This is a genomic window from Vibrio sp. 10N.222.52.C12, assembly GCF_041474215.1.
Lineage (GTDB): Bacteria > Pseudomonadota > Gammaproteobacteria > Enterobacterales > Vibrionaceae > Vibrio > Vibrio crassostreae_C.
The window spans coordinates 1-19,532 of sequence record NZ_JBFRTR010000003.1 but is presented as its reverse complement, the minus strand read 5'-3'; the positions used below and the strand labels follow the sequence as shown (position 1 = coordinate 19,532).

Here is a 19,532-nt window from a genome sequence, read left to right as displayed (position 1 = left end):
ATGAGCACCCTAACAACTCAAGCTACGAATACTAATAATAAAAACAGTAGTAGCGACTTTAAAAAACTCCTTAGTACCATGAAAGGCCACCTGCTTTTCGGAACCTCACACATGCTGCCTTTCATCGTAGCCGGTGGTGTTCTGTTGGCGTTAGCGGTAATGGCATCAGGCAAAGGTGCCGTACCAGCAGACGGCTTGCTGGCAGACATCTCTAATATCGGTATCAAAGGCCTTGTTCTTTTCCCAATCATTCTTGGCGGCTTTATTGGTTACTCCATTGCAGATAAACCAGCACTAGCACCTGCAATGATCTCTTCTGGCATCATGGCTGACATGGGCGGCGGTTTCCTTGGCTGTATCGTGGCAGGCTTTATCGCCGGTGGCGTGGTGTTCCAACTTAAGAAGATCCCACTTTCTGCAAACATGACGGCACTAGGTGCGTACTTCATCTACCCGCTTCTAGGTACGTTAATCTCTGCAGGTATCGTACTGTGGGGCATCGGTGAGCCAATTAAACTGTTCATGTATTCAATGAACGAGTTCCTAGCTTCAATGGCTGGTGCATCTAAGATGGTTCTGGGCACAATCCTTGGCGGTATGACGGCGTTTGATATGGGCGGCCCTATCAACAAAGTCGCGACCCTGTTTGCCCAAACTCAAGTAGACACACAACCTTGGCTAATGGGCGGCGTTGGCATCGCGATTTGTACTCCACCTCTAGGTATGGCTCTGGCGACTTTCCTATTCAAAAACAAGTTCTCTAAACAAGAGCAAGAAGCAGGTAAAGCGGCAGCAATCATGGGTTCTATCGGTATCTCTGAAGGTGCTATCCCGTTCGCAGCAAATGACCCAATGCGCGTACTTCCTTCAATCGTTGCCGGTGGTATCGTGGGCTGTGTATTCGGCTTCATGACAGACGTTCTACTGCACGCACCGTGGGGCGGCCTAATCACTGCGCCAGTATCAAGCAACATTCCAATGTACGTCGTCGGTATTGCGCTTGGCTCGCTAACCACAGCCGTTATCGTAGGCTTCTGGAAACCGGTAGCGGTAGAAACAGAAGAAGACATGGTTGAAGCACCAGTACAAGCTCAAGTGGCACCTGTAGCAGGCGAAGGCGAGTACGACATCGTAGCTGTAACATGTTGCCCTTCAGGTGTTGCACACACCTTCATGGCAGCGAAAGCACTAGAGAAAGCAGGCTTAGCCGCAGGCCTTAAGATTAAGGTAGAAACTCAAGGTCAAAACGGCATTCAGAACCGCATCACTGACCTAGATGTAGCGAACGCAAGGCTGGTTATCTTGGCTCACGATATTCAAGTGAAAGACGCTCACCGCTTTGCTAACGCGAACGTGATTGAGTGTTCAACCAAGGAAGCAATGAAGAAAGCCGCGACTATGGTGGCTATTTAAAACCTGAAACAAGTTAAAAGATAAAATTACTACCCCCTAGTAACTAAAATCCCCATTCGTCTAGTCAACGAATGGGGATTTCTTTTTACAGAATAACTCGTAGGAGCAATAGAATCAGCTCTTAGGATCAAGCGTCTCTTCGGTTTCTAAATCGAATAAGTGACATTGGCTGGTGTTGAAATGCAGCACCGTTTCTTCACCACTGTTTGCCGTGCGATCCGCATCAAAAGGCACGCGAGCCACCAGCTTATCTGCACCGAGTTTAAAGTAGAGATACAGCTCATTACCCATCGACTCAACCACATCAAGCCTGTGCGTTTGAGTATTCACTTCCGCCAGCGGCGCATCGTGATTAGCCAGTTGAATGTGCTCTGGACGAACACCAAACCATACCCACTCACCCATCTTTTCACGAGCGATAATCTGCTTGTCTTGTGGCAGTGTCCAACGAGTCCCACTTTCAGAGACCACGTTCATCACGCCATCAATCTCATCCAATCTCACCTTGAGAAGATTCATCGCTGGCGAACCAATAAAGCCTGCGACAAACTTGTTTGCTGGGTACTGATAAAGGTTCATTGGCGTATCGACTTGCATAATCTCACCTTGATTCAACACACAGATGCGATCGCCAAGGGTCATGGCTTCCACCTGATCGTGTGTCACATAGATCATGGTGGCGTTCTGCCCTTCTTGCTTCAGGTTATTGTGCAGCTGTGCAATGCTGACACGAGTCGAAACACGCAGCTTTGCATCCAAGTTAGACAAGGGCTCGTCAAACAAAAACACATCTGGCTTACGCACCATCGCACGGCCAAGCGCCACACGCTGCCTTTGACCACCCGACATTTCACCCGGCTTATTATTTAGCAGATGTTCAATATCCAGAGTCTTGGCTGCATCTTCAATTCGCTCATTGATTTCATGCTTTGGCAGCTTCTGTTGCTTCAGGCCAAAAGCCATGTTTTCGTACACCGACATGTGCGGATAAAGCGCGTAGTTCTGAAACACCATCGAGATACCACGATCTTTAGGTGGCAATTCGTTTACACGCTTATCGCCAATGTAGACATCACCTTCTGAGATATCTTCAAGGCCTGCGATCATGCGAAGTGTCGTGGATTTTGCGCAGCCAGACGGCCCAACAAACACCATGAACTCACCTTCGCGAATATTCAGATCGACACCGTGCACAGCCTTAAAACCATTTGGGTAGGTTTTTTCTACCCCTCTCAGTGTGACTTCAGCCATAACCTGTCCTTAAATCAATTCGTTAAATACTATCTTTGCAATCTGTCGTGGACGTTTTAGCCACGTTCTTGCAGTTGATTGAGCTCAAAATGGGCAACCGATGCGATAACCAGATCCGCTACTGGTTCTAATTCGCTGTGTTGAGCCGTACCCGTCAGCACACCAACATTGCTTGCGCCTGCATTGCGGCCAAATTCCATATCTGAAACCGTGTCACCAAACATGATCACTTCATGTGGCTCAATACCGCATTGCTCACAGAAGGCATTGAGTAGTGCGGGCGCTGGTTTAGGTTCGATATCGCCATCAGAATAACCAACATAATCGAACATCTCGCTCAAACCCGATTGCTCCAGTGTGTAGATGGTCGAGTCTTTGGTGTCTGCGGTCGCGATACCTAAAATCATGCCTTGCTGCTTAAACAGGTCAAGCTTTTCAGCCACACCCGGCAGGGCTTCAATCCAGCTTGGGTTCTCTTCCACTTCATCATTGAAAGCGGCTTTGGTCACCTTAGTGAATTCAGTGAGCGAGACATTCGGTTGCAGCATGTTGAACCACGCTGTTGCGGTATCTTCCACTGGATTTGAGGCTAATAGTCCATAGTTATCAACCACATCACCTTCAACACCGATGGCCAAGAGTAACTCAACAGGTGTGACAGTTTGATTACCTTGGTGTTGGTCACTGTAAGATTTCACACGCTCACAAGCACCACGAGAAACGTTAAGCCACATCTTGTGGAACTCTAACAATGTGCCGTCTTTATCAAATAACATCGCCTTAAACTTCATCACGGCTCATTCGCTCCATTAGTTCTCCCCAAGTACGCACTAGGGGTTGGTTAAATTCTGGTTGTTTGCCGTCGAATACGGCGTTGATGCAGCCTTCAAACTCACGTTCGTCAGATACGGGTTGAGGGCTGTTGATTAATGCAGAAGAAAGTTCTCCACGACGGATATCCACTCGACACCAACGGTAGCCTTCATCAATATGGATACTTTGTAGCTCATCACTCAAAACGATTCGGTCAATAATCTCGCCATCGACCACGCACTCAGCGTAGTAAGGGTTTTCTGAATCAGTAACTGCAATACGGTAACTAAGTGCCTGTCCTTGAGAGTCATTACCCGGTAGCAAGTCGCCTAAGTTGATGTCAAACTTCAGGCCACAGCGGCGCTCTAGGTAAACTTGCCCATTACGCAAACCAGACAAGATCCCTTCGCCGCTCAAGCCATGGCTGTAAACGAAGGTTGATGGGTCACCATAAATAGAAGGCTCATCCGATTTAGGGTTACGTTCATGGGGCTCAAGGTGTGAATCACTGCCGCCAATCGCCGTAATGCGCTGACCACAATTCCACATTTCATTGAGAGCCAATAACGCCTCTTCGGTCGCTTGCGGCGAGGTCGACCAAGTTGGGTCACAACACACTTCAAACGTAGACACTTGGCTGAGATCCACTTGATCGTAATGCCAATGCCACGGCTTCATCATCGGGTGATTAATGCCAAGGGAACTGTGTCCACTTTTAGCTAAACTCAATCCCGCTTCCATGGTCGCTTGGCTGCTGTGTTCAACGTCTCTCAGGTCTAAAGACTTAACTGGGCCATGTACATTAAAGTGTCCGAGATCGGTTGTGACTTCTAACGCGGGTAAGAACAAACACTGTGTTGAAACGGGCAGCTTAGGCTGGCAAATGTTGTGCTCAGTGAAGAAGAAAAAATCGAGCCCTTGAGATTCAACAATATCTTTAGCCGCAACCAAGGTATTGTGACCATCAGAAAGCTGAGTGTGAGCGTGTAAGTCGCCACGATACCAGCGAGAATCAGAACTCAGCATGTGGCTGTAATCGAACTCGATATCATGTTCACTTGTCACCGTTGGGTTCAGTTCTAGCTCAATATCGTTATTCACTAACTCATCAGAGCAAAGAACATCCACTTGATACTGCATCGCGCGCTCAGTGCGAAACTCACCTTCAAGGTTATAAAGTTCTAAGAACCACTCGCCCGGCGGGGTCACACCATCAATCGCGCCTAAGCCAGAGTTTTCCGGTTGGATAGTGAGTGACTTGTGCGCCTTTTCAAACAACACCTTGCCACGAAATGCTTGGTTGGCATCGTATGCCGCAGCGTATAAGAATCCTTTTTTCACCGTCGTACCAGTAATGGTTACGCAGTGAGAACCTGCTGGTAAATCAAAGGGGATACGTACTCTGCCAAACGGCAGTTCACCTTGAAATTGGGTCATTGTCTTCACCAAATTCGTCCTAATTGAAGGACTGGGTCAAAAAGAGGCCCACCCGAGTAGATGGGCCTTTATGCATGCAAAGATAGTGTTAATCCACTTTGCAGATTAAGAACGATTCGCTCGGTCTAGTGCACGTTGCGCTTTCTTAGCCGCTTGTTTTAGCGCTTTGTCAGCAGGCACGTTTTGGATTTGAATCTGGTCTGCAGCCACCTTCAGCGCATCCATAATCTTACCGTTGGTAGGGTCAAGGAAATCTTTGGTCGCCGTGTTTGCTTGCTTCAACGGAATCAGAGCTTGTGGGTTGTCTTTGGTGAACGCTTGGTATTCTGGAACTTCAGAAACACTGTTGCGCACAGGGATGTAGCCCGTAAACATCGACCATGCTGCCGTGTTTTTCGCGTTGGTGTAGAACTCAACAAACTCAAATGCACCTTTCGCTGCTGCGTCATCTGTGCCTTTTGGCATCACGTAAACCAACGCACCCGCTTGTGGCGCAGAAGGGTTTGAACCCCAACCCGGCTGTGTAGTTGCTGAAAGCTTAGTGAAGTCCAAGTCACCTTGGTCACCTGATGAACCGGTATAGCCCAATGCGTTGTCTTTCATCACGTCATCAATGGTTTTGTACCAGTATTCCCAGCCTTGACCGCCGTAGTGAATACGCATGATTTGATCGTCGTGGATCCACTTACGGAAACTGTCCCACACCTCAACCCATTCAGCTGAATCGATTAGCACTGTTTTGCCATCATCACTGATGATCTTCGCACCGTTAGAGAAAGCCGCGTCAATCATGTTGTCTTGGCCCCACATCGGCTCCCAGCCGTAAAAGGTCACGTTGCCTTTGTCATCACGTTGAGTAACTTTCTCCGCGACTTTAGCCACGCCTTGCCATGTGTTTAGGTCTTGCTCGGTAAAGCCGTTATCTGCCAATACCTGCTTGTTGTAGTAAAACACTTGAGTCGTACCGTAAGCAGGTAAGCCAATGATGGTGCCGTCGTCTGCGGTCACTTGGTCTTTAAACGCGCCAATGAAATCAGAGAAGTTAAACTCTTCATCCATGAACGGCGTTAGGTCACGGCTCAAACCACGTCCGTGCATCGCTTCCGCACGACCTGAATCTAGTAGCACAAGTTCAGGTGCCGTTCTAGACGCTAGACCTGCTTGCAGCTTCTGGTAGGTTTCCGTGTAGTTGCCTTGCAATGCTGGCTTCACCACATACTCATCTTGGCTCGCGTTGAACTCTTCGATGAGCTTAGTCATCATTTGCTGTGGCTTAGTACCACCGGAATACCAAAAGTTAACTTCGGTTGCGGCAAGAACACTGCTAGAGAACATAGACGCACTTGCTGCGCCAGCACACACTAGTGCGAGAGTTTTTAATTTCATTTCCGTTTACTCTTTTACGCCGTTATCGGCGATACCTGAAAGAATCGTCTTTTGACAAATGACGAATAGAATTAACAAAGGCAATACTGCAATGGTGCTCGCCGCCATGATTTGCGACCAGTTCAATCCATAGTTACCTTCGGCAATAAAGTAGTGACGAATCCCGGTCGCAATCAGGTTAAGTTCCTGAGTGGTAATAACCAAGCTTGGCCACATGTAGCTGTTGTAATTGGTAATAAAAGTGATGAGGAACAGTGTTGCGACTGCTGCTCGGCATTGCGGTAAGATGATTGCCCATAAGATTTTGAGCTCACCTGCACCATCAATTCGTGCCGCTTCAATCAGCGACGGATGCACCTTGATAAACACTTGGCGTAGATAGAACACACCGAAAACCGACGCCGCGTTCGACGCCACTAAGCCCATGTGTGAATCCAACAAACCCAGTCTTGCCAAGGTGATGTAAGACGGAATGTACGTCACTGCGCCCGGCAGCATGTAACAGCCCATCACGATAAAATAGAGCACGGTTTTCGAGCGAAACTTCAGCTGCGTTAATGCGTATGCAAACATTGCCGAATTCACAATCACCAATAGCGTAGTGAACAAGGCCACGCTAAAACTGTTGAAGATGTACAAACCAAACGGCGCGCTGTGAAAGGTTTCGACAAAGGTTTCCCAACGGAATTGCTCTGGAATCAAGTTCAGCGGGCTAGCAAAAATCTCATCATTGGTTTTCAGCGAACCTGACAGCATCCATAAGAACGGGAACACCATAATGGTTCCGCAGGTTGCTAAGAAAAGGTGCTTAGCCAGTGCGATAAACGAACGGCGATCCACTGAGCTTTTCTTTGACACAACCTCTGATTTGGTCGCTTTCGTTTGGGCCGTGACTTTAGATTCAGCCGCTCTTTGATTTAAGACTTGATTGGCATCCAATACTTGCGTGGTCATAATTCTGTCCTTTCAAAAATCGACTAGTAGTACACCCAGCGCTTGCCGATGTAGGTATTAATAAGTGCCAACAATCCAGTAATCAGGAATATCACTAACGATGTCGCGGCTGCCGGTCCCATTTCGTAACGCTCAAATGCTTGTTGGTAGAACAAGTACAACAAGGTACGAGTCTCTCCGCCCGGGCCGCCTTGCGTTAAGATTTGGAACTGATCGAACGCCTGCATTGCCGTAATAATGTTGACCACCACTAAGAAGAACGTGGTTGGTGAAATTAGTGGCAACGTTATCTTCAAAAAACGCGTTAAGCTGCTGCAACCATCAATCAAAGACGCTTCGTACAGAGACTCAGGAATCTTGTTGAGCGCACTGATGTAAAACAGCATCGTCCAGCCAATCGCCTGCCAAACCGTCACGATAATCACCGCAATCAAGGCTGTGTTTCCGTTCTCTAACCATGGAATTGCGCTAAACCCTGCCGATTCTAATAAGTGGTTGGCCAAGCCTGACTTCGTCTCGAACACCCAAGACCACACAATCGACACCGCGACCGTTGGCGTGATCCAAGGAGAGAAGATCACCGCACGATAGAACTGGCTGCCCTTGAAGTTTTTGTGCAACAACATCGCAAACACAAGCCCAAGAATGATGGTTGGAATCACCACTCCGACAGAGAACCAAAACGTGTTGAGTACTGCTTGAATGAACTCATAGTCCTCAACCATATACTCGTAATTTTCTAAACCGATGAACGAATAATCTGGCGAGATGTAATCCCAATCGGTGAAGCTGATATAAATTGAATAACCAAATGGTACGAGCCAAAAAGTAAACAGTGGCACCAACAACGGTGCGGTAAATAACAGTACCTTTAAGCGGTTTTTCATTGGTTCTGAGAAAGCACTCATGGTGACCTCGTCCTTATTTGTATGCGGTTAAATTAAGGGGTTTGTGTGACAGGTTAGTAAGAGCGCCCTTCATTTTTTTTATGGCTACCCATTAGAAAACCTTTCTTCCAGTTCACCGTCTTCCATCTGGTGATAAAGCCAATCACAAAAGAAATTCACCTTGGCACTGCGGCGGTGTTTGGTAATCAAATAGTGGGCAGACTCGGCAGGCATTGAGGATTCGTTTGCCAACACAAGGTCTTCTTTCTTGAGCAATTCAGACACAGCGAGCGAACGCACCAGCAACATTCCAATACCGTGCTTAACCGCTTCTAAGGCATGTAAAGAGTTACTCACTTCGAGCAGAACCTTAGGTAATGTCATCTCGAATTGGTTATGGCCGAGCCATTGCAACCAATTCTCTCGGTAGCCTTTCACCTGAACCGTCGGCAGAGCAACAAAGTCATGCTTGCTGAGTAATTCTTGATGCTCGGATTTGAATTGAGGGCTGCAAACTAACTGCCAATGTTCTTGAAACAGTCGCTCGCTATGGGTGTCTTCGCTTTCGACCTTGCCGTTGGTCAGCTCGATATCGACATTCTGACAAGGGTTGGTTGATGGCCAGTCCACCAGCTGAATATCGAGCCTGATAAAAGGGTATTTCTTATAGAAGGCTGGCAGTCGGGGTAACAGCCAGTTATGACAAAAGGTGTGATTTACGCGCAAGCTCAACACGTCGGTTTCTTTTTCCCCGAAGAGGATTTGAGTCTGTAATTTCAGGTGTGCTAATGAACCCGCAACAATCGGTTGATAGTGCTGGGCAGCTGACGTCAGCTTTACGCCTTTGGAGCTTCGCTCAAACAATGTGGTATCGAGAAAGGTTTCTAAACTTTTAAGCTGCTGACTCACCGCAGCTTGGGTAACACAAAGCTCGCGCGCAGCAGCGCCAATAGAACCGAGGCGGGCAACAGCTTCGAACGCAACAAGGGCACGTAGAGGGGGTAACATGGCTTCACCTGATTGAAATAAAAGTGAAAAATACTTCAATCAGGTTTCAGTTTTTTGCGCTTACCGTTACAGATTAATGACGAAGGGACGTTGATCAGATATTTATGATCAACGTCCCTTTTCTTTATTTCATGTTCTTAGCGGTGTGTCGCCGCGTGAATCAAACGCAATTACTCTTTGATGTAGAGATCCTTAGAATAGATACGCCCTTCTACATTGTTCTTCGCAAAACCACCAACACTTGGTCGTACTAGACGAGCCTGCATGTAGTAGTAAATTGGCGCGATCGGCATGTCTTCTGCCAGTAACTGTTCTGCCTGGTCGTAGAAACCTTGGCGATCTTGTTCGCTGGTTGCGGCTAGTGCGCTATCCATTGCTGCGTCGTACTTTTCATTGTTGTAGCGAGCAAAGTTACCTGAAGAGCCAGAACGCAACAGGCTCAAGAAGGTTGATGCTTCATTGTAGTCACCACACCAAGAGGCGCGCATCACATCAAAATCACCTTGGCGACGCGATACCAAGTAAGACTTCCACTCTTGGTTTTCTAGTTCAACTTGTGCGCCTAAGTTGCCTTTCAGCATTGATGCAATCGCCACTGCAATCGACTTGTTCGATTCACTGGTATTGTAAAGCAGTTTGAAATCCAATGGGTTAGACGCATCGTAGCCCGATTCTTGCAATAGTTCTTTGGCCTTTTGATCGCGTTCTTTCTGAGTCCACGTGCTGTATTCAGGTTGTGTTGCATCAAAACCAGCCGTGTACTCATGAGCAAAGGTATAAGCCGGTAAGTTGCCCACCTGAGTCACACCATTGGTGATAACGTCACGCATCATAGAATAAGAGACAGCTTTACGTACTCGCGCATCATCAAAAGGTGGTCGCGTAGTATTGAATGCGTAGTAGTAAGTACACAACAGAGGCACTGTGGTAAACGCATCTTGATATTTGCTTTTAAGCTGCTGCGCCATGTGTGTAGGCACGTCCGAAGTAATATCGACCTCGCCCACCGCATAACGGTTAATCGAAGCATTCTGATTCTCAAACGGAATATAAGTTACTTCGGTTAAGTGGGTATCTGAACTGTCCCAGTACGTCGGGTTCTTCTTAAGCTCAATGCGCTCGTTCACCACCCACTCATCTAGTACGAATGCACCATTACCAACAAATTGCTTAGGATCGCTCCACGGCTTGTCACTACTTTCTAGGGTTGCTTTGTGCACTGGCATCATGGATGTGTGGCCTGTCATCGCCACAAAGTAAGGCACTTTACTATCGAGTTCGAATTTCACCGTGTGTTTATCGACTGCAGAGATACCTAACTCTTCAACGGGCTTTTTGCCTTCGGCTACGTCAGCAATGTTGTTGATTTGAGTAAGCTTGAGATACCAAACATTCGGCGATGCCGTTTTAGGATCGACCGCGCGTCTTATCGCATACACGAAATCATCGGCCGTCACCGGATCGCCATTCGACCATTTCGCGTCTTTACGTAGGTGGAATACAAACGTCTGGTTGTCTTCGGTTTCCCAAGACTGTGCAACACCTGGGGTGATATTGCCATCGCGATCTTGAATCACTAAACCTTCAAATAGGTCACGTAGAATGTGCATTTCTGGCAGGCCTTCTGCTTTCGCAGGGTCAAGCGTCGCCGCTTCTGCATCGTTAGCACGAACTAAATGTTGTTCTTTCGCCAGAGAAGTTCCCGCAGGCAATGTGTCAGCAACGGCAGTTACTGAGATAAAAGGGGTCAATAGAGATGAAATGAGTAAAGCCGTTGAATGTTTCTTAAAATCCATATGTTTTTGCTCTCCTAGCCTATCTTTGAAGCAAGTAATAAAATTAACAATGCGACTGTTGACGAGTTTTAACGCTTTAGTTTATTTAAGTAAGTTTGTGTAATCGTTAATACTTGATAGTACTTGATCAATCAGGAGATAAAGGTGAGTTTAATTCCAAGAACAGAAAGAGCTGCATTTTCAATAAAGCCGCTAACATATGGAAAGTCAGTATTGGGCGCACCCTTGCTCTATTTCCCCGCGCAAGTAGAAAGCGAATCTCGAGGTCTAATCTTAGCAGGCACGCACGGTGCGAAACCGCTTCTATCGCAGGTTTGTCTTGTGCACTAAGAAGTTTGCCAGCCGCCAACTTGCGACACGATGTGATTCTGTCTATGAACCCAGATGGCAATCAATTAGGAACACGTGCCAACGCAAACCAAGTCGACCTAAACCGTGCCTTCCCAACTCAAAATTGGACAGCAAACGGCACTGTCTATCGCTGGAGCTCCCACACACCAGTCAGAGATGTAAAAGTGAAAACCGGCCAAGCCAACCAGCTCGAACCTGAAGTGCAGTCCCTCATCACACTCATTGAACAGCGTAAGCCAAAATTCGTCATCTCTTTCCACGAACCTCTCGCCATGGTCGATGACCCAACCCAATCGGAGCTTGCCACTTGGCTAAGCAAACAATTCAACCTACCGCTCGTTGAAGACGTGGATTACGAAACCCCAGGCTCATTCGGCACATGGTGTCAGGAAAGAAACCTACCGTGCATTACTGTAGAACTACCGCCCGTTTCTGCGGATTTAACTATAGAAAAGTATTTGGATGCGTTTGTGGCAGTGTTGGGGTGTGAGGGAAGTTAGCGCAACTCATTTTTGGACAATACTTTGTTAGATTAATTGCTTTAACAAGAGTGCAATATATAAGAATAAGTAACTTGAAATCTGATTTGTGCAGACTACCCCAAGATTCTAATACTCACTATTTTTCATTTATTTTTTGACTACTGTAGACTTTCTTCAAACCACCTACTTCCTATACTCACAGATATTGTGGGACATTAAAGGATCAATATATGAACCGAGTTTACTCACTTGCATTAATAGCGAGCTTAACCATGAGTCCAATTTCTCTTGCTGCTGAACAAGCGGATGTGATTATCACTAACGCCAAGATTTACGGTTACGACGATGCAGATGCTATCGCGATTTACGATGGTAATATTGTGTATGTTGGTAATACACCCGAAGTCAATGCCTATCGGACCTCGACAACTAACATTATCAATGTTGAACAAGCTTTTGTGATGCCGGGTTTTATCGATAACCACAACCATGTGTTTGAAGCGGCTTCGGAGGCAGGGGGCAATTGTGAGCTGAATATGGATGCTTCACTGGAAGAGCAGATCCCCTATCTAAAAGCGTGTCGTAAGCAAGCTAAGTCGAACGAATGGCTAATGGGTTATGGCTTTTCTCTTGATGCAATCCTAAGTGAAGACAACCGTTATACACCTTTAGAAGTGATTGACCGTATTTTCCCGGATCAACCAGTGGTGATTATGGAGCAGACTTCCCACTCCATGTGGGTGAATTCAGCAGCCCTTAAGCAAGCAGGCATCTCCAAACACTCCCAAGAACCGCAAGGCGGCAAGATTCTTAAAGACGATGAAACTGGAGAACTCAATGGCATTTTGCTTGATAATGCCGGCGATATTGTTATGGAGATGGCATGGAACAGCTTAGAGAGCCAATTTGATCAAAGTTACGAAGGCTTAATGGCAGGCCTTGAAGAAGCGGCCGCTCATGGTATAACCACAATTGGTGACGGTCGATTATATTGGAAACGTGGCTGGTATGAAGTGTGGAAACAAGCTGAAGAAAAAGGAAACTTAACGGCTCGTGTATCGCTTCGCCCGTGGATTTACCCGGCCGACTCCATGGAACCCCAGCTTACATTTTTAAAGAAAATTCAATCCAGCGACAAATCTCGTTTGCTACTGGTGGATCAGGTGAAAATGTATAGCGATGGTATTTTCATTAACGGAACTGCAAAAACACTGGCTCCGTATCTAGACACCTATATTCCTGACGAGCCATACGGCATCAACTATATTCCACCGCAGCAAATGAAAATCTGGCTTGATGAGTTAAATCAAATTGGTTATAGCGCTCATATTCATGCTATAGGTGATGGAGGTATTCGTGAGTCACTGAATGCTATCGAATATGTTCGCAGTCAAGGCGCAGATAAACCTTATACACTAACTCATGTGGAGCTGGTGAACTCAAAAGATGTCCCGCGTTTTGCCAAGCTGAATGTAACGGCAGATTTTCAGGTTGGCTCTGATTATGTGGCTTACCATGATCACAAATGGGCAGAAGTTTTTCTTGGTGCTAAACGCACCAGAGCCATGATGAACCTGAAAGCCATCTTTGATACAGGGGCTAACGTCTCTTTGAGTAGTGACTGGAATGTGCATGATATCAATCCGTTAGTTGGTATCGCCAATAGCCTTAAAATGGGTAAAACGGGATTGCCGGATATTCATTCAGCGATTGATGCTTACACAACCAACGCCGCAGAAAGTTTGGGAATCAGTGATATTACAGGTTCGATAGAAGTCGGAAAATCAGCAGACTTTGCCATTTTGGAACATGATATTACCCGCTTGCGGGTAGGTGAGATTGCCGACACTAAGATCTTAATGACAATGTTACAGGGTGATATAGTTTTCGACTCAGAAGAGTAACTAAAAAGGTGCAGGATGTTTCCGGCACCTTATTTTTTCCACGGAGGTAAGAGTGCTACGTAAACGTTTCTATATTGAAGTGAGCCTGAAACAACTAATACTGCTGGTGATCCTTGTCCCGGTACTGTTTAGCTGCACCTTCGATAGCATGCGCGATATGGAACATGGTAATCAGTCGGCGATTTTAGCCGTTATTGGGCTCATGATGGCTGCTGGTATTATTGGCGTGTTTGAAGCGACATACCAGAAAACTCAGCTTGCTAATCAGATTCAGCGAATTCTGGTTCACTTCACTAAGCTACTTCTCTTTACTGGTATTTCTGAGCTTATGATCTTGGCGATAGCGGCTATTGGCACCACATCAACGGTATGGGACGATCCATTGCTATGGGCGCTATTACCTATTTACGCCTCCCTGTATATCTATGATTGGTGGGATGCGCTTATCGCAGCGTCTGACTAATTCGCTACTTGTATTGGTGTTTCTGGGGCAGAAGATGGTAGTGTTTAAAGGCTTTAATTACCATACTCCCACTTTCAGAAAGGGTTAGTCCGTTGCGCCAACACAGCTCAACTTTTCGGTCAATGCCAGAGAGTTCGAAGTCGCATTTGAGAGCAACCAGTAGGCCGTTTTCGATTTGCGTGCTAACACACTCCTCTGGTAAAAACGCAAATCCCTTATTGTGTTTGAGCATAGCTATGAGGGGATCGATATCTGAGAACACACAGTAACACGGGCTAAAACCATCGTTGTCTTCGCTACTTACTTCACCCCATACTAACTCGCGGTATTCACTCAAGTCCTTACTGGTAACGTGAGATAACTGAGCCAGTGGATGGTCAGGACTACAGACTAGAATTTCTCTATAGTACCCTAGACGGCAATAATCGAAATGTTTGTGATGAATAGTTTCCGACTCATGGGTAATTATGACATCTACATGACCATCGCCTAAGTCTTGCTCCAGTTGGGTTCTTTCATCGCGATAGACCTCAACACTCAAATGGGGTAAATCTAAAACAGAGGCTAGAGGTTGCGTAAACACAATGTCAGGGATGTAGTTTTCAATCCCTATGGTCAGTACAGTCGGCTCATTTTGCATAAGCATTTCAGCACCTTGGACAAACTTATCAAGGTGGCTCAGTGTATGAGTAAGATGGGGAAGTAAACGTTCCCCGTCTTTACTCAAAGTGGTTTTATTTCCTGTTCGGTCAAAGAAGTTAACCCCCAGATCGATTTCCAGATCAGAAATCCATTGACTAACCTGAGATTGCTTTTTACCCAGTTTACGTGCCGCGGCAGAAATCGATCCAGTTTCTACGGCTAATAACAGTGCTTTTAGATGAAGTGTGTTCATAGACCAATACTTAGAGTTGATGGTGCTTTGACTAATTCCAGTATGTATTAAATGCGTGACTCATTTCTTGAGATCTCAGCTCAGCCAAATTACACAATAAGTCCTTGTTCTTTATCAATTAAGACATATGTAGAATTAATAATTCTACTCGAAGATAAAAAAATATTAATAGAAAATTCTCCGCGCCCACCTATCTTGAATTACTATGCTCAGCGCGTAGCACCCGAAAAACAAGCCCTATTCGAAGAAAGCATACCGTTCTAACCCAAAAAAGAATGTATTAAAGACATATATGAAAAAAGATAAAGTAAATCACCAATAACATTTTTAAACTAAGCAAACACTCTAAATTGTTTTGGGGCAGAAGTGCTTCATAGTGAATTTTGCAACAGGCTGTTGCAAAATTGGGGTTGGAGTTTGTCCAGCAGCCTGTTGGACATTCGATGAAGCAGGCAATTTACTAATTGTGCAGCAGCTTGTTGCACAAATAAATCTCATGTTGGTTTCATGCGCACTAAACACGTCTTGGGGCAAAGGTGTGTTTGCCATGATCGGCGCTAGCACACCTCTGATAACAACATACTATCAACTTAACCACGGCGCTTTTTGGCATTGATCTTTTAATAGAGATAAAAAGCCAGTGACTCGCGCTGACCTCTCATGCGCAGCAGAACTCACGAGGGCAACAATATCGGCATTTGGAAGCTCATAATTTGGCAATAATCGCACTAATTTACCACTATCAATCTGTGATTGAATATCCCATTCAGATCGCATGATAATCCCTAAGTCTCTTAAGGCCCAGTCTTTAATCACTCTGCCCTCATTACTTGCAAGTGAAGGACGAATTCGAACATTTTCTATGGATCCTGAGACTGTATGAGTAAAGCTCCACAACGTGACATCTTCATTATTTTCTCTCAACGCAATACATTGATGCTTCTTAAGATCTTGCGGAGTTTCAGGCTGTCCATAACGTGATAAATACTCGGGCGAAGCGCAAACAAAGCGCTTGTTTGGGGCTAAACTCACCATCTTAAGGCTGGAATCCGTCAGGTGACCAATGTAGATGATAATGTCCCATTTATGATGGTTGGCCCAGTTTGGCTTATCTGATAACTCTAGCTCCACCTCTAGGCGAGGATGAGCTTTTTTATACTCACCTAATAAAGGGGCTATCACATCGTTGCCAAAGCCAAGGGGCGCCAATACTCTTAGACAACCACTGACATCCCCTCTGCTTTCATTGAGTTTATCGGTGAGCTCGTCCAAATCTTCAAGGATCGAAATACCAGTATCAACTAAAACGCGCCCTTCTTCTGTTAAGCTAACCACGCGCGAAGGCCGTTGAAGTAACTTAAGCGATAGCTTCTTTTCGATATGTTGAATACGCTGAGTGACTGATGGTGGCGTTATATTGAGCGTACGAGCCGCATCTGCCAATGTTCTATGGTTAGAAACTACCACAAGAAATCGAATATCTTCTGTCGTCAACATTAACTTCCAACCTAATGTATAAGTAGATTTTTGTTAATATAATTCAACTTCTTCCTACTTCATAATCATTTCATCAATAGTTAACTTCACTTTGCAAGTTTAGGTAAATGAAATGATTAAGCATACGGAACACCCTGATTTAGAAAAAAAATACAATGCCATCGGCACACCATTTCTCTATTTGGATAAACAAAAATTTTTGAGCAACCTTGCTCAAATGCGCAGCCATATGTCGAAACTAGGCACACCACTAAGGCCCCACTTTAAGACCGTAAAATCGTTAGATGCGCTTCCGTACTTAATTGACTCTATAGAGGATCCAATCACTGTATCCACCCTTGAAGAAGCAGAACAGCTTGCCAGTTATGGTTGTAAAGACATTCTCTATGCTGTTGGCATATCAAAAGAAAAGCTATTGCGAGTCGAACTGCTACTGAAACGTGGTATGAGTATTGTGGTTTTACTTGATAGCATGGAACAAGTCGATTTCGTTAACGCCTACTGTCAAGAACGTGGGTGTGTTATTAGCTGCCTGATAGAGATTGATTGCGACGGACACCGAGGTGGAGTAAGTGCAGATTCCGAAGCCCTGATTGCAATGGCTAAGAGCTTAGGTAAGGGTTTGGGCAATTTTAAAGGGGTGATGCTCCACGCAGGTGAGTCTTACCACTGTAAGTCTCGAGAAGCGTTAAACCAATCCGCCAGTAATGAAGTAGCGACTGCACAACTTGCGGCGAAACGCCTCGAGTCGGTTGGGATTTACTGCGAAATAGTCAGCGTGGGTTCTACCCCGACGGCATGCTCATACACAAACACAAGTGGAATCACAGAAGTCAGAGCTGGCGTCTATTCATTGTTTGACTTAGTGATGCATCGGCTTGGAGTATGTACTTTAAACGATATCGCAATCTCAGTAGTAAGTAGTGTTATTGGACACAACAAATCGAGGGGGCAAATATTTGTTGATGCTGGATGGATGGCTCTTTCTTTAGATAAAGGTCATGACGAACAATGTTATGGCGTGGTTCTCCAACCGAATGGCCAAGAGAGTCAAATACTGAAAGTAGTGCAGGTAAATCAAGAGCACGGCATACTCGAAGCGGCTTCTGGAAGCGAGATCGACTTCGAATGTTTTCCCATTGGTTCTAGAGTACACATCGTCCCAAATCATGCATGCTCTACAAGCGCGATGCACAGTAAATACTATGTCTTTGACTTGGTCGAGGGTCAAATTGAGCAATGGCAACGTGTTTCAGGGTGGTAAACATGATTTATCTAGATGAAAAAACGACAGCAGCGTTAATTTCTCACGAGCTGGCATACAAAGCGGTCAAAGCGGCATTTTCTTCAGTACAAGATCAGCACTCATCAATATTTCCGGTCGTTAACGCATCAGGCCCGATCGAAGGCTCAATGTTTTCACTCAAATCAGCATGCACAAATCAATTACTTGGTTGGAAAATGGGAAGCTATTGGCCTTGCAATAATCAGTTTGGGCGACCGAACCATGGTACTCATATCTTTCTTCTTTCACCGGATACGGGGGAAATGAAAGCCATTTTGTCAGCAAGTTTGGTCAATGCCTACCGAACTGCAGCAGCTGATGCCATCGCTGTTGATCTACTGGCGAGACAAGATTCATCTGTACTCGCGTTATTTGGCACAGGTCATCAAGCTAAATACGAAGCGCTTGCCATTTCAAAAGTTAGGAATCTATCTAAAGTCCTGATTGTTGGTAGAAATCAGACTAACGCCAACCAACTAGCGAAAGAGCTAAGCAAAGAAGGGTTAACAACAGACATCAAATCCGCTCAAGAAGCCTGTGAAAGCGCAGATATTATTGTTACCGTTACAGCGTCCACCGCTCCTTTGTTTGAATCTTCATGGGTAAAACCTGGAACTCATATTTCTGCAATGGGAGCAGATAAAATAGGAAAACAGGAACTTCCACCATCGCTATTTGAGAACGCCACCCTCTATTGTGATTATTTATCTCAGTCCAAAACGATTGGTGAGTTCCAGCATGCGCCAGATAAAGAGATCTATCAGATCGGTGACAAGCTTCAATTAAAAGAAAGGAACAAAAACGACATTACTATTTTTGATAGCTCAGGAATTGCCTATCAAGATCTTTATATTGCGCAAATAGTTTTAGATAAATACCTATCCAAGGGAGATGACCATGAATAACGTTAGCTTTTTAAAAATAAACGGTAACACCATCGATGACATTATCGACCTCTCTGTGGAAGAGTCCCAAAAACATCTCATTGCTAATAACGCAGAATGGCTTGCAGAGGCGAGTTTCAACGACGATAGCGTCAGTTACGGCATTTATTTAGACGACAAGCCAGCAGGGCTCATCTCTCTTATCGATCCAAGACTACTCGACAAGTTCGATGATCACTTTCAAAAGGATCATTTGTACGTGTGGCGCGTCATGATTGACCATCGTTTCCAAGGAAAAGGATTGGGGAGTCAAGCGATTAACTTCAGTAAGAAATACGCTTCCATTACCGGTTTAAAAGGCGTCTCCCTGACCACGATGGATAAAGAAAAAGGCAATGCGCTCTCTATTTATCAAAAGCTTGGTTTTATACCAACGGGCAGAAGACTTGATGATGAAATTGAATTAATTTTTGGCTTAAAGGAATGAGTGGATAAACAAGTCAGATGGTGTGTCTGGGGCGGCTATTTGGCCGCCTCATTTTATACTTCAACTGTAAAGGTATTGAAGAGTTCATTCAAAAACGCTGACCCCTCGTGCACTCTCACCTCCCCCCGGTCACAGAGTAACCAACAATCAAATTGACTCTTATTCAGTCTCCGTAACCTTTAAAGATCTTGAATCGCTTCGATGAGCTTTTTGACTGGAGTATGGTCTGACTCTATCCTATTGTCCATACTATCTAAATATGCTGACTACCTAGAGTGAAGAAAGAAAATGTGTCGGGCCTTTTCCTAACGTAAGCGTGTCATGAACACCGCATTCTAA

Annotated in this window: 17 protein-coding genes; 7 read left to right on the top strand and 10 right to left on the bottom strand. The window is 45.5% G+C overall.

Annotated elements, in window-relative coordinates:
* Positions 1-1,413, top strand: coding sequence for a fructose-specific PTS transporter subunit EIIC (locus tag AB4623_RS00185; RefSeq protein WP_372145458.1), 1,413 nt, complete (start codon positions 1-3; stop codon positions 1,411-1,413).
* A 114-nt stretch (positions 1,414-1,527) separates the two neighbouring features.
* Here the strand turns inward: AB4623_RS00185 and AB4623_RS00180 are convergent, their stop codons facing one another.
* From AB4623_RS00180 to AB4623_RS00145, 8 genes are all read right to left on the bottom strand, one after another.
* A complete protein-coding gene (locus AB4623_RS00180; protein ID WP_017064948.1) occupies positions 1,528-2,664 on the bottom strand; it encodes an ABC transporter ATP-binding protein in 1,137 nt (378 codons plus the stop codon).
* Positions 2,665-2,720: 56 nt separating this feature from the next.
* A complete protein-coding gene (locus tag AB4623_RS00175; protein WP_102332227.1) occupies positions 2,721-3,455 on the bottom strand; it encodes an HAD family hydrolase in 735 nt (244 codons plus the stop codon).
* Complete coding sequence (locus AB4623_RS00170; protein WP_372145456.1) at positions 3,445-4,914, bottom strand: CehA/McbA family metallohydrolase; 1,470 nt, start codon at positions 4,912-4,914, stop codon at positions 3,445-3,447. Before AB4623_RS00170 ends, AB4623_RS00175 begins: the two co-directional genes overlap by 11 nt.
* Positions 4,915-5,019: 105 nt before the next feature.
* Positions 5,020-6,300: an extracellular solute-binding protein gene (locus AB4623_RS00165; RefSeq protein ID WP_372145454.1), complete on the bottom strand. Its 1,281-nt coding sequence runs from the start codon at positions 6,298-6,300 to the stop codon at positions 5,020-5,022.
* A 6-nt stretch (positions 6,301-6,306) separates the two neighbouring features.
* Positions 6,307-7,254, bottom strand: coding sequence for a carbohydrate ABC transporter permease (locus AB4623_RS00160; protein WP_372145452.1), 948 nt, complete (start codon positions 7,252-7,254; stop codon positions 6,307-6,309).
* 23 nt (positions 7,255-7,277) lie between these two features.
* Positions 7,278-8,162 (bottom strand): carbohydrate ABC transporter permease, encoded by an 885-nt coding sequence (locus tag AB4623_RS00155; RefSeq protein ID WP_239962038.1) that lies wholly within the window; start codon positions 8,160-8,162, stop codon positions 7,278-7,280.
* 84 nt (positions 8,163-8,246) lie between these two features.
* Positions 8,247-9,149, bottom strand: a complete 903-nt coding sequence (locus AB4623_RS00150) for a LysR substrate-binding domain-containing protein (RefSeq protein WP_372106776.1) — start codon at positions 9,147-9,149, stop codon at positions 8,247-8,249.
* Between the two features lie 170 nt (positions 9,150-9,319).
* A complete protein-coding gene (locus AB4623_RS00145) occupies positions 9,320-10,945 on the bottom strand; it encodes an ABC transporter substrate-binding protein (RefSeq protein WP_371725236.1) in 1,626 nt (541 codons plus the stop codon).
* A gap of 113 nt (positions 10,946-11,058) precedes the next feature.
* Here AB4623_RS00145 and mpaA point away from each other — a divergent pair, with 113 nt between their 5' ends.
* The 3 genes from mpaA to AB4623_RS00130 all read left to right on the top strand — a co-directional run bounded on the left by mpaA (position 11,059) and on the right by AB4623_RS00130 (position 14,145).
* Complete coding sequence (gene mpaA, locus AB4623_RS00140; protein ID WP_372145449.1) at positions 11,059-11,796, top strand: murein tripeptide amidase MpaA; 738 nt, start codon at positions 11,059-11,061, stop codon at positions 11,794-11,796.
* A gap of 212 nt (positions 11,797-12,008) precedes the next feature.
* The gene (locus AB4623_RS00135) at positions 12,009-13,682 is read left to right on the top strand and encodes an amidohydrolase (RefSeq protein WP_017099396.1); all 1,674 of its coding nucleotides are present in this window, start codon (positions 12,009-12,011) and stop codon (positions 13,680-13,682) included.
* A gap of 52 nt (positions 13,683-13,734) precedes the next feature.
* Positions 13,735-14,145, top strand: a complete 411-nt coding sequence (locus tag AB4623_RS00130; protein WP_017065034.1) for a hypothetical protein — start codon at positions 13,735-13,737, stop codon at positions 14,143-14,145.
* Positions 14,146-14,149: 4 nt separating this feature from the next.
* Here the strand turns inward: AB4623_RS00130 and AB4623_RS00125 are convergent, their stop codons facing one another.
* Positions 14,150-15,040: a LysR family transcriptional regulator gene (locus tag AB4623_RS00125; protein WP_017065035.1), complete on the bottom strand. Its 891-nt coding sequence runs from the start codon at positions 15,038-15,040 to the stop codon at positions 14,150-14,152.
* A 585-nt stretch (positions 15,041-15,625) separates the two neighbouring features.
* Complete coding sequence (locus AB4623_RS00120) at positions 15,626-16,537, bottom strand: LysR family transcriptional regulator (protein ID WP_017066873.1); 912 nt, start codon at positions 16,535-16,537, stop codon at positions 15,626-15,628.
* A 112-nt stretch (positions 16,538-16,649) separates the two neighbouring features.
* Between AB4623_RS00120 and AB4623_RS00115 the strand changes: the two genes are divergently transcribed.
* From AB4623_RS00115 to AB4623_RS00105, 3 genes are read left to right on the top strand one after another with little or no spacing between them, the layout of a single operon-like run.
* Positions 16,650-17,801, top strand: a complete 1,152-nt coding sequence (locus AB4623_RS00115; protein ID WP_017066872.1) for an alanine racemase — start codon at positions 16,650-16,652, stop codon at positions 17,799-17,801.
* A gap of 2 nt (positions 17,802-17,803) precedes the next feature.
* On the top strand, positions 17,804-18,727 hold the full coding sequence (locus AB4623_RS00110; RefSeq protein WP_017066871.1) for an ornithine cyclodeaminase family protein: 924 nt from the start codon (positions 17,804-17,806) through the stop codon (positions 18,725-18,727).
* The gene (locus AB4623_RS00105; RefSeq protein WP_069597207.1) at positions 18,720-19,193 is read left to right on the top strand and encodes a GNAT family N-acetyltransferase; all 474 of its coding nucleotides are present in this window, start codon (positions 18,720-18,722) and stop codon (positions 19,191-19,193) included. The genes AB4623_RS00110 and AB4623_RS00105 overlap by 8 nt, the downstream gene beginning before the upstream one ends.
* Positions 19,194-19,532: the final 339 nt, after the last annotated feature.

Excerpts from the sequence above, each read along its gene's own strand:
- AB4623_RS00185 (WP_372145458.1), top strand. The coding sequence starts at position 1 with ATGAGCACCCTAACAACTCAAGCTACGAATACTAATAATAAAAACAGT.
- AB4623_RS00180 (WP_017064948.1), bottom strand. The coding sequence starts at position 2,664 with ATGGCTGAAGTCACACTGAGAGGGGTAGAAAAAACCTACCCAAATGGT.
- AB4623_RS00175 (WP_102332227.1), bottom strand. The coding sequence starts at position 3,455 with ATGAAGTTTAAGGCGATGTTATTTGATAAAGACGGCACATTGTTAGAG.
- AB4623_RS00170 (WP_372145456.1), bottom strand. The coding sequence starts at position 4,914 with ATGACCCAATTTCAAGGTGAACTGCCGTTTGGCAGAGTACGTATCCCC.
- AB4623_RS00165 (WP_372145454.1), bottom strand. The coding sequence starts at position 6,300 with ATGAAATTAAAAACTCTCGCACTAGTGTGTGCTGGCGCAGCAAGTGCG.
- AB4623_RS00160 (WP_372145452.1), bottom strand. The coding sequence starts at position 7,254 with ATGACCACGCAAGTATTGGATGCCAATCAAGTCTTAAATCAAAGAGCG.
- AB4623_RS00155 (WP_239962038.1), bottom strand. The coding sequence starts at position 8,162 with ATGAGTGCTTTCTCAGAACCAATGAAAAACCGCTTAAAGGTACTGTTA.
- AB4623_RS00150 (WP_372106776.1), bottom strand. The coding sequence starts at position 9,149 with ATGTTACCCCCTCTACGTGCCCTTGTTGCGTTCGAAGCTGTTGCCCGC.
- AB4623_RS00145 (WP_371725236.1), bottom strand. The coding sequence starts at position 10,945 with ATGGATTTTAAGAAACATTCAACGGCTTTACTCATTTCATCTCTATTG.
- AB4623_RS00135 (WP_017099396.1), top strand. The coding sequence starts at position 12,009 with ATGAACCGAGTTTACTCACTTGCATTAATAGCGAGCTTAACCATGAGT.
- AB4623_RS00125 (WP_017065035.1), bottom strand. The coding sequence starts at position 15,040 with ATGAACACACTTCATCTAAAAGCACTGTTATTAGCCGTAGAAACTGGA.
- AB4623_RS00120 (WP_017066873.1), bottom strand. The coding sequence starts at position 16,537 with ATGTTGACGACAGAAGATATTCGATTTCTTGTGGTAGTTTCTAACCAT.
- AB4623_RS00115 (WP_017066872.1), top strand. The coding sequence starts at position 16,650 with ATGATTAAGCATACGGAACACCCTGATTTAGAAAAAAAATACAATGCC.
- AB4623_RS00110 (WP_017066871.1), top strand. The coding sequence starts at position 17,804 with ATGATTTATCTAGATGAAAAAACGACAGCAGCGTTAATTTCTCACGAG.
- AB4623_RS00105 (WP_069597207.1), top strand. The coding sequence starts at position 18,720 with ATGAATAACGTTAGCTTTTTAAAAATAAACGGTAACACCATCGATGAC.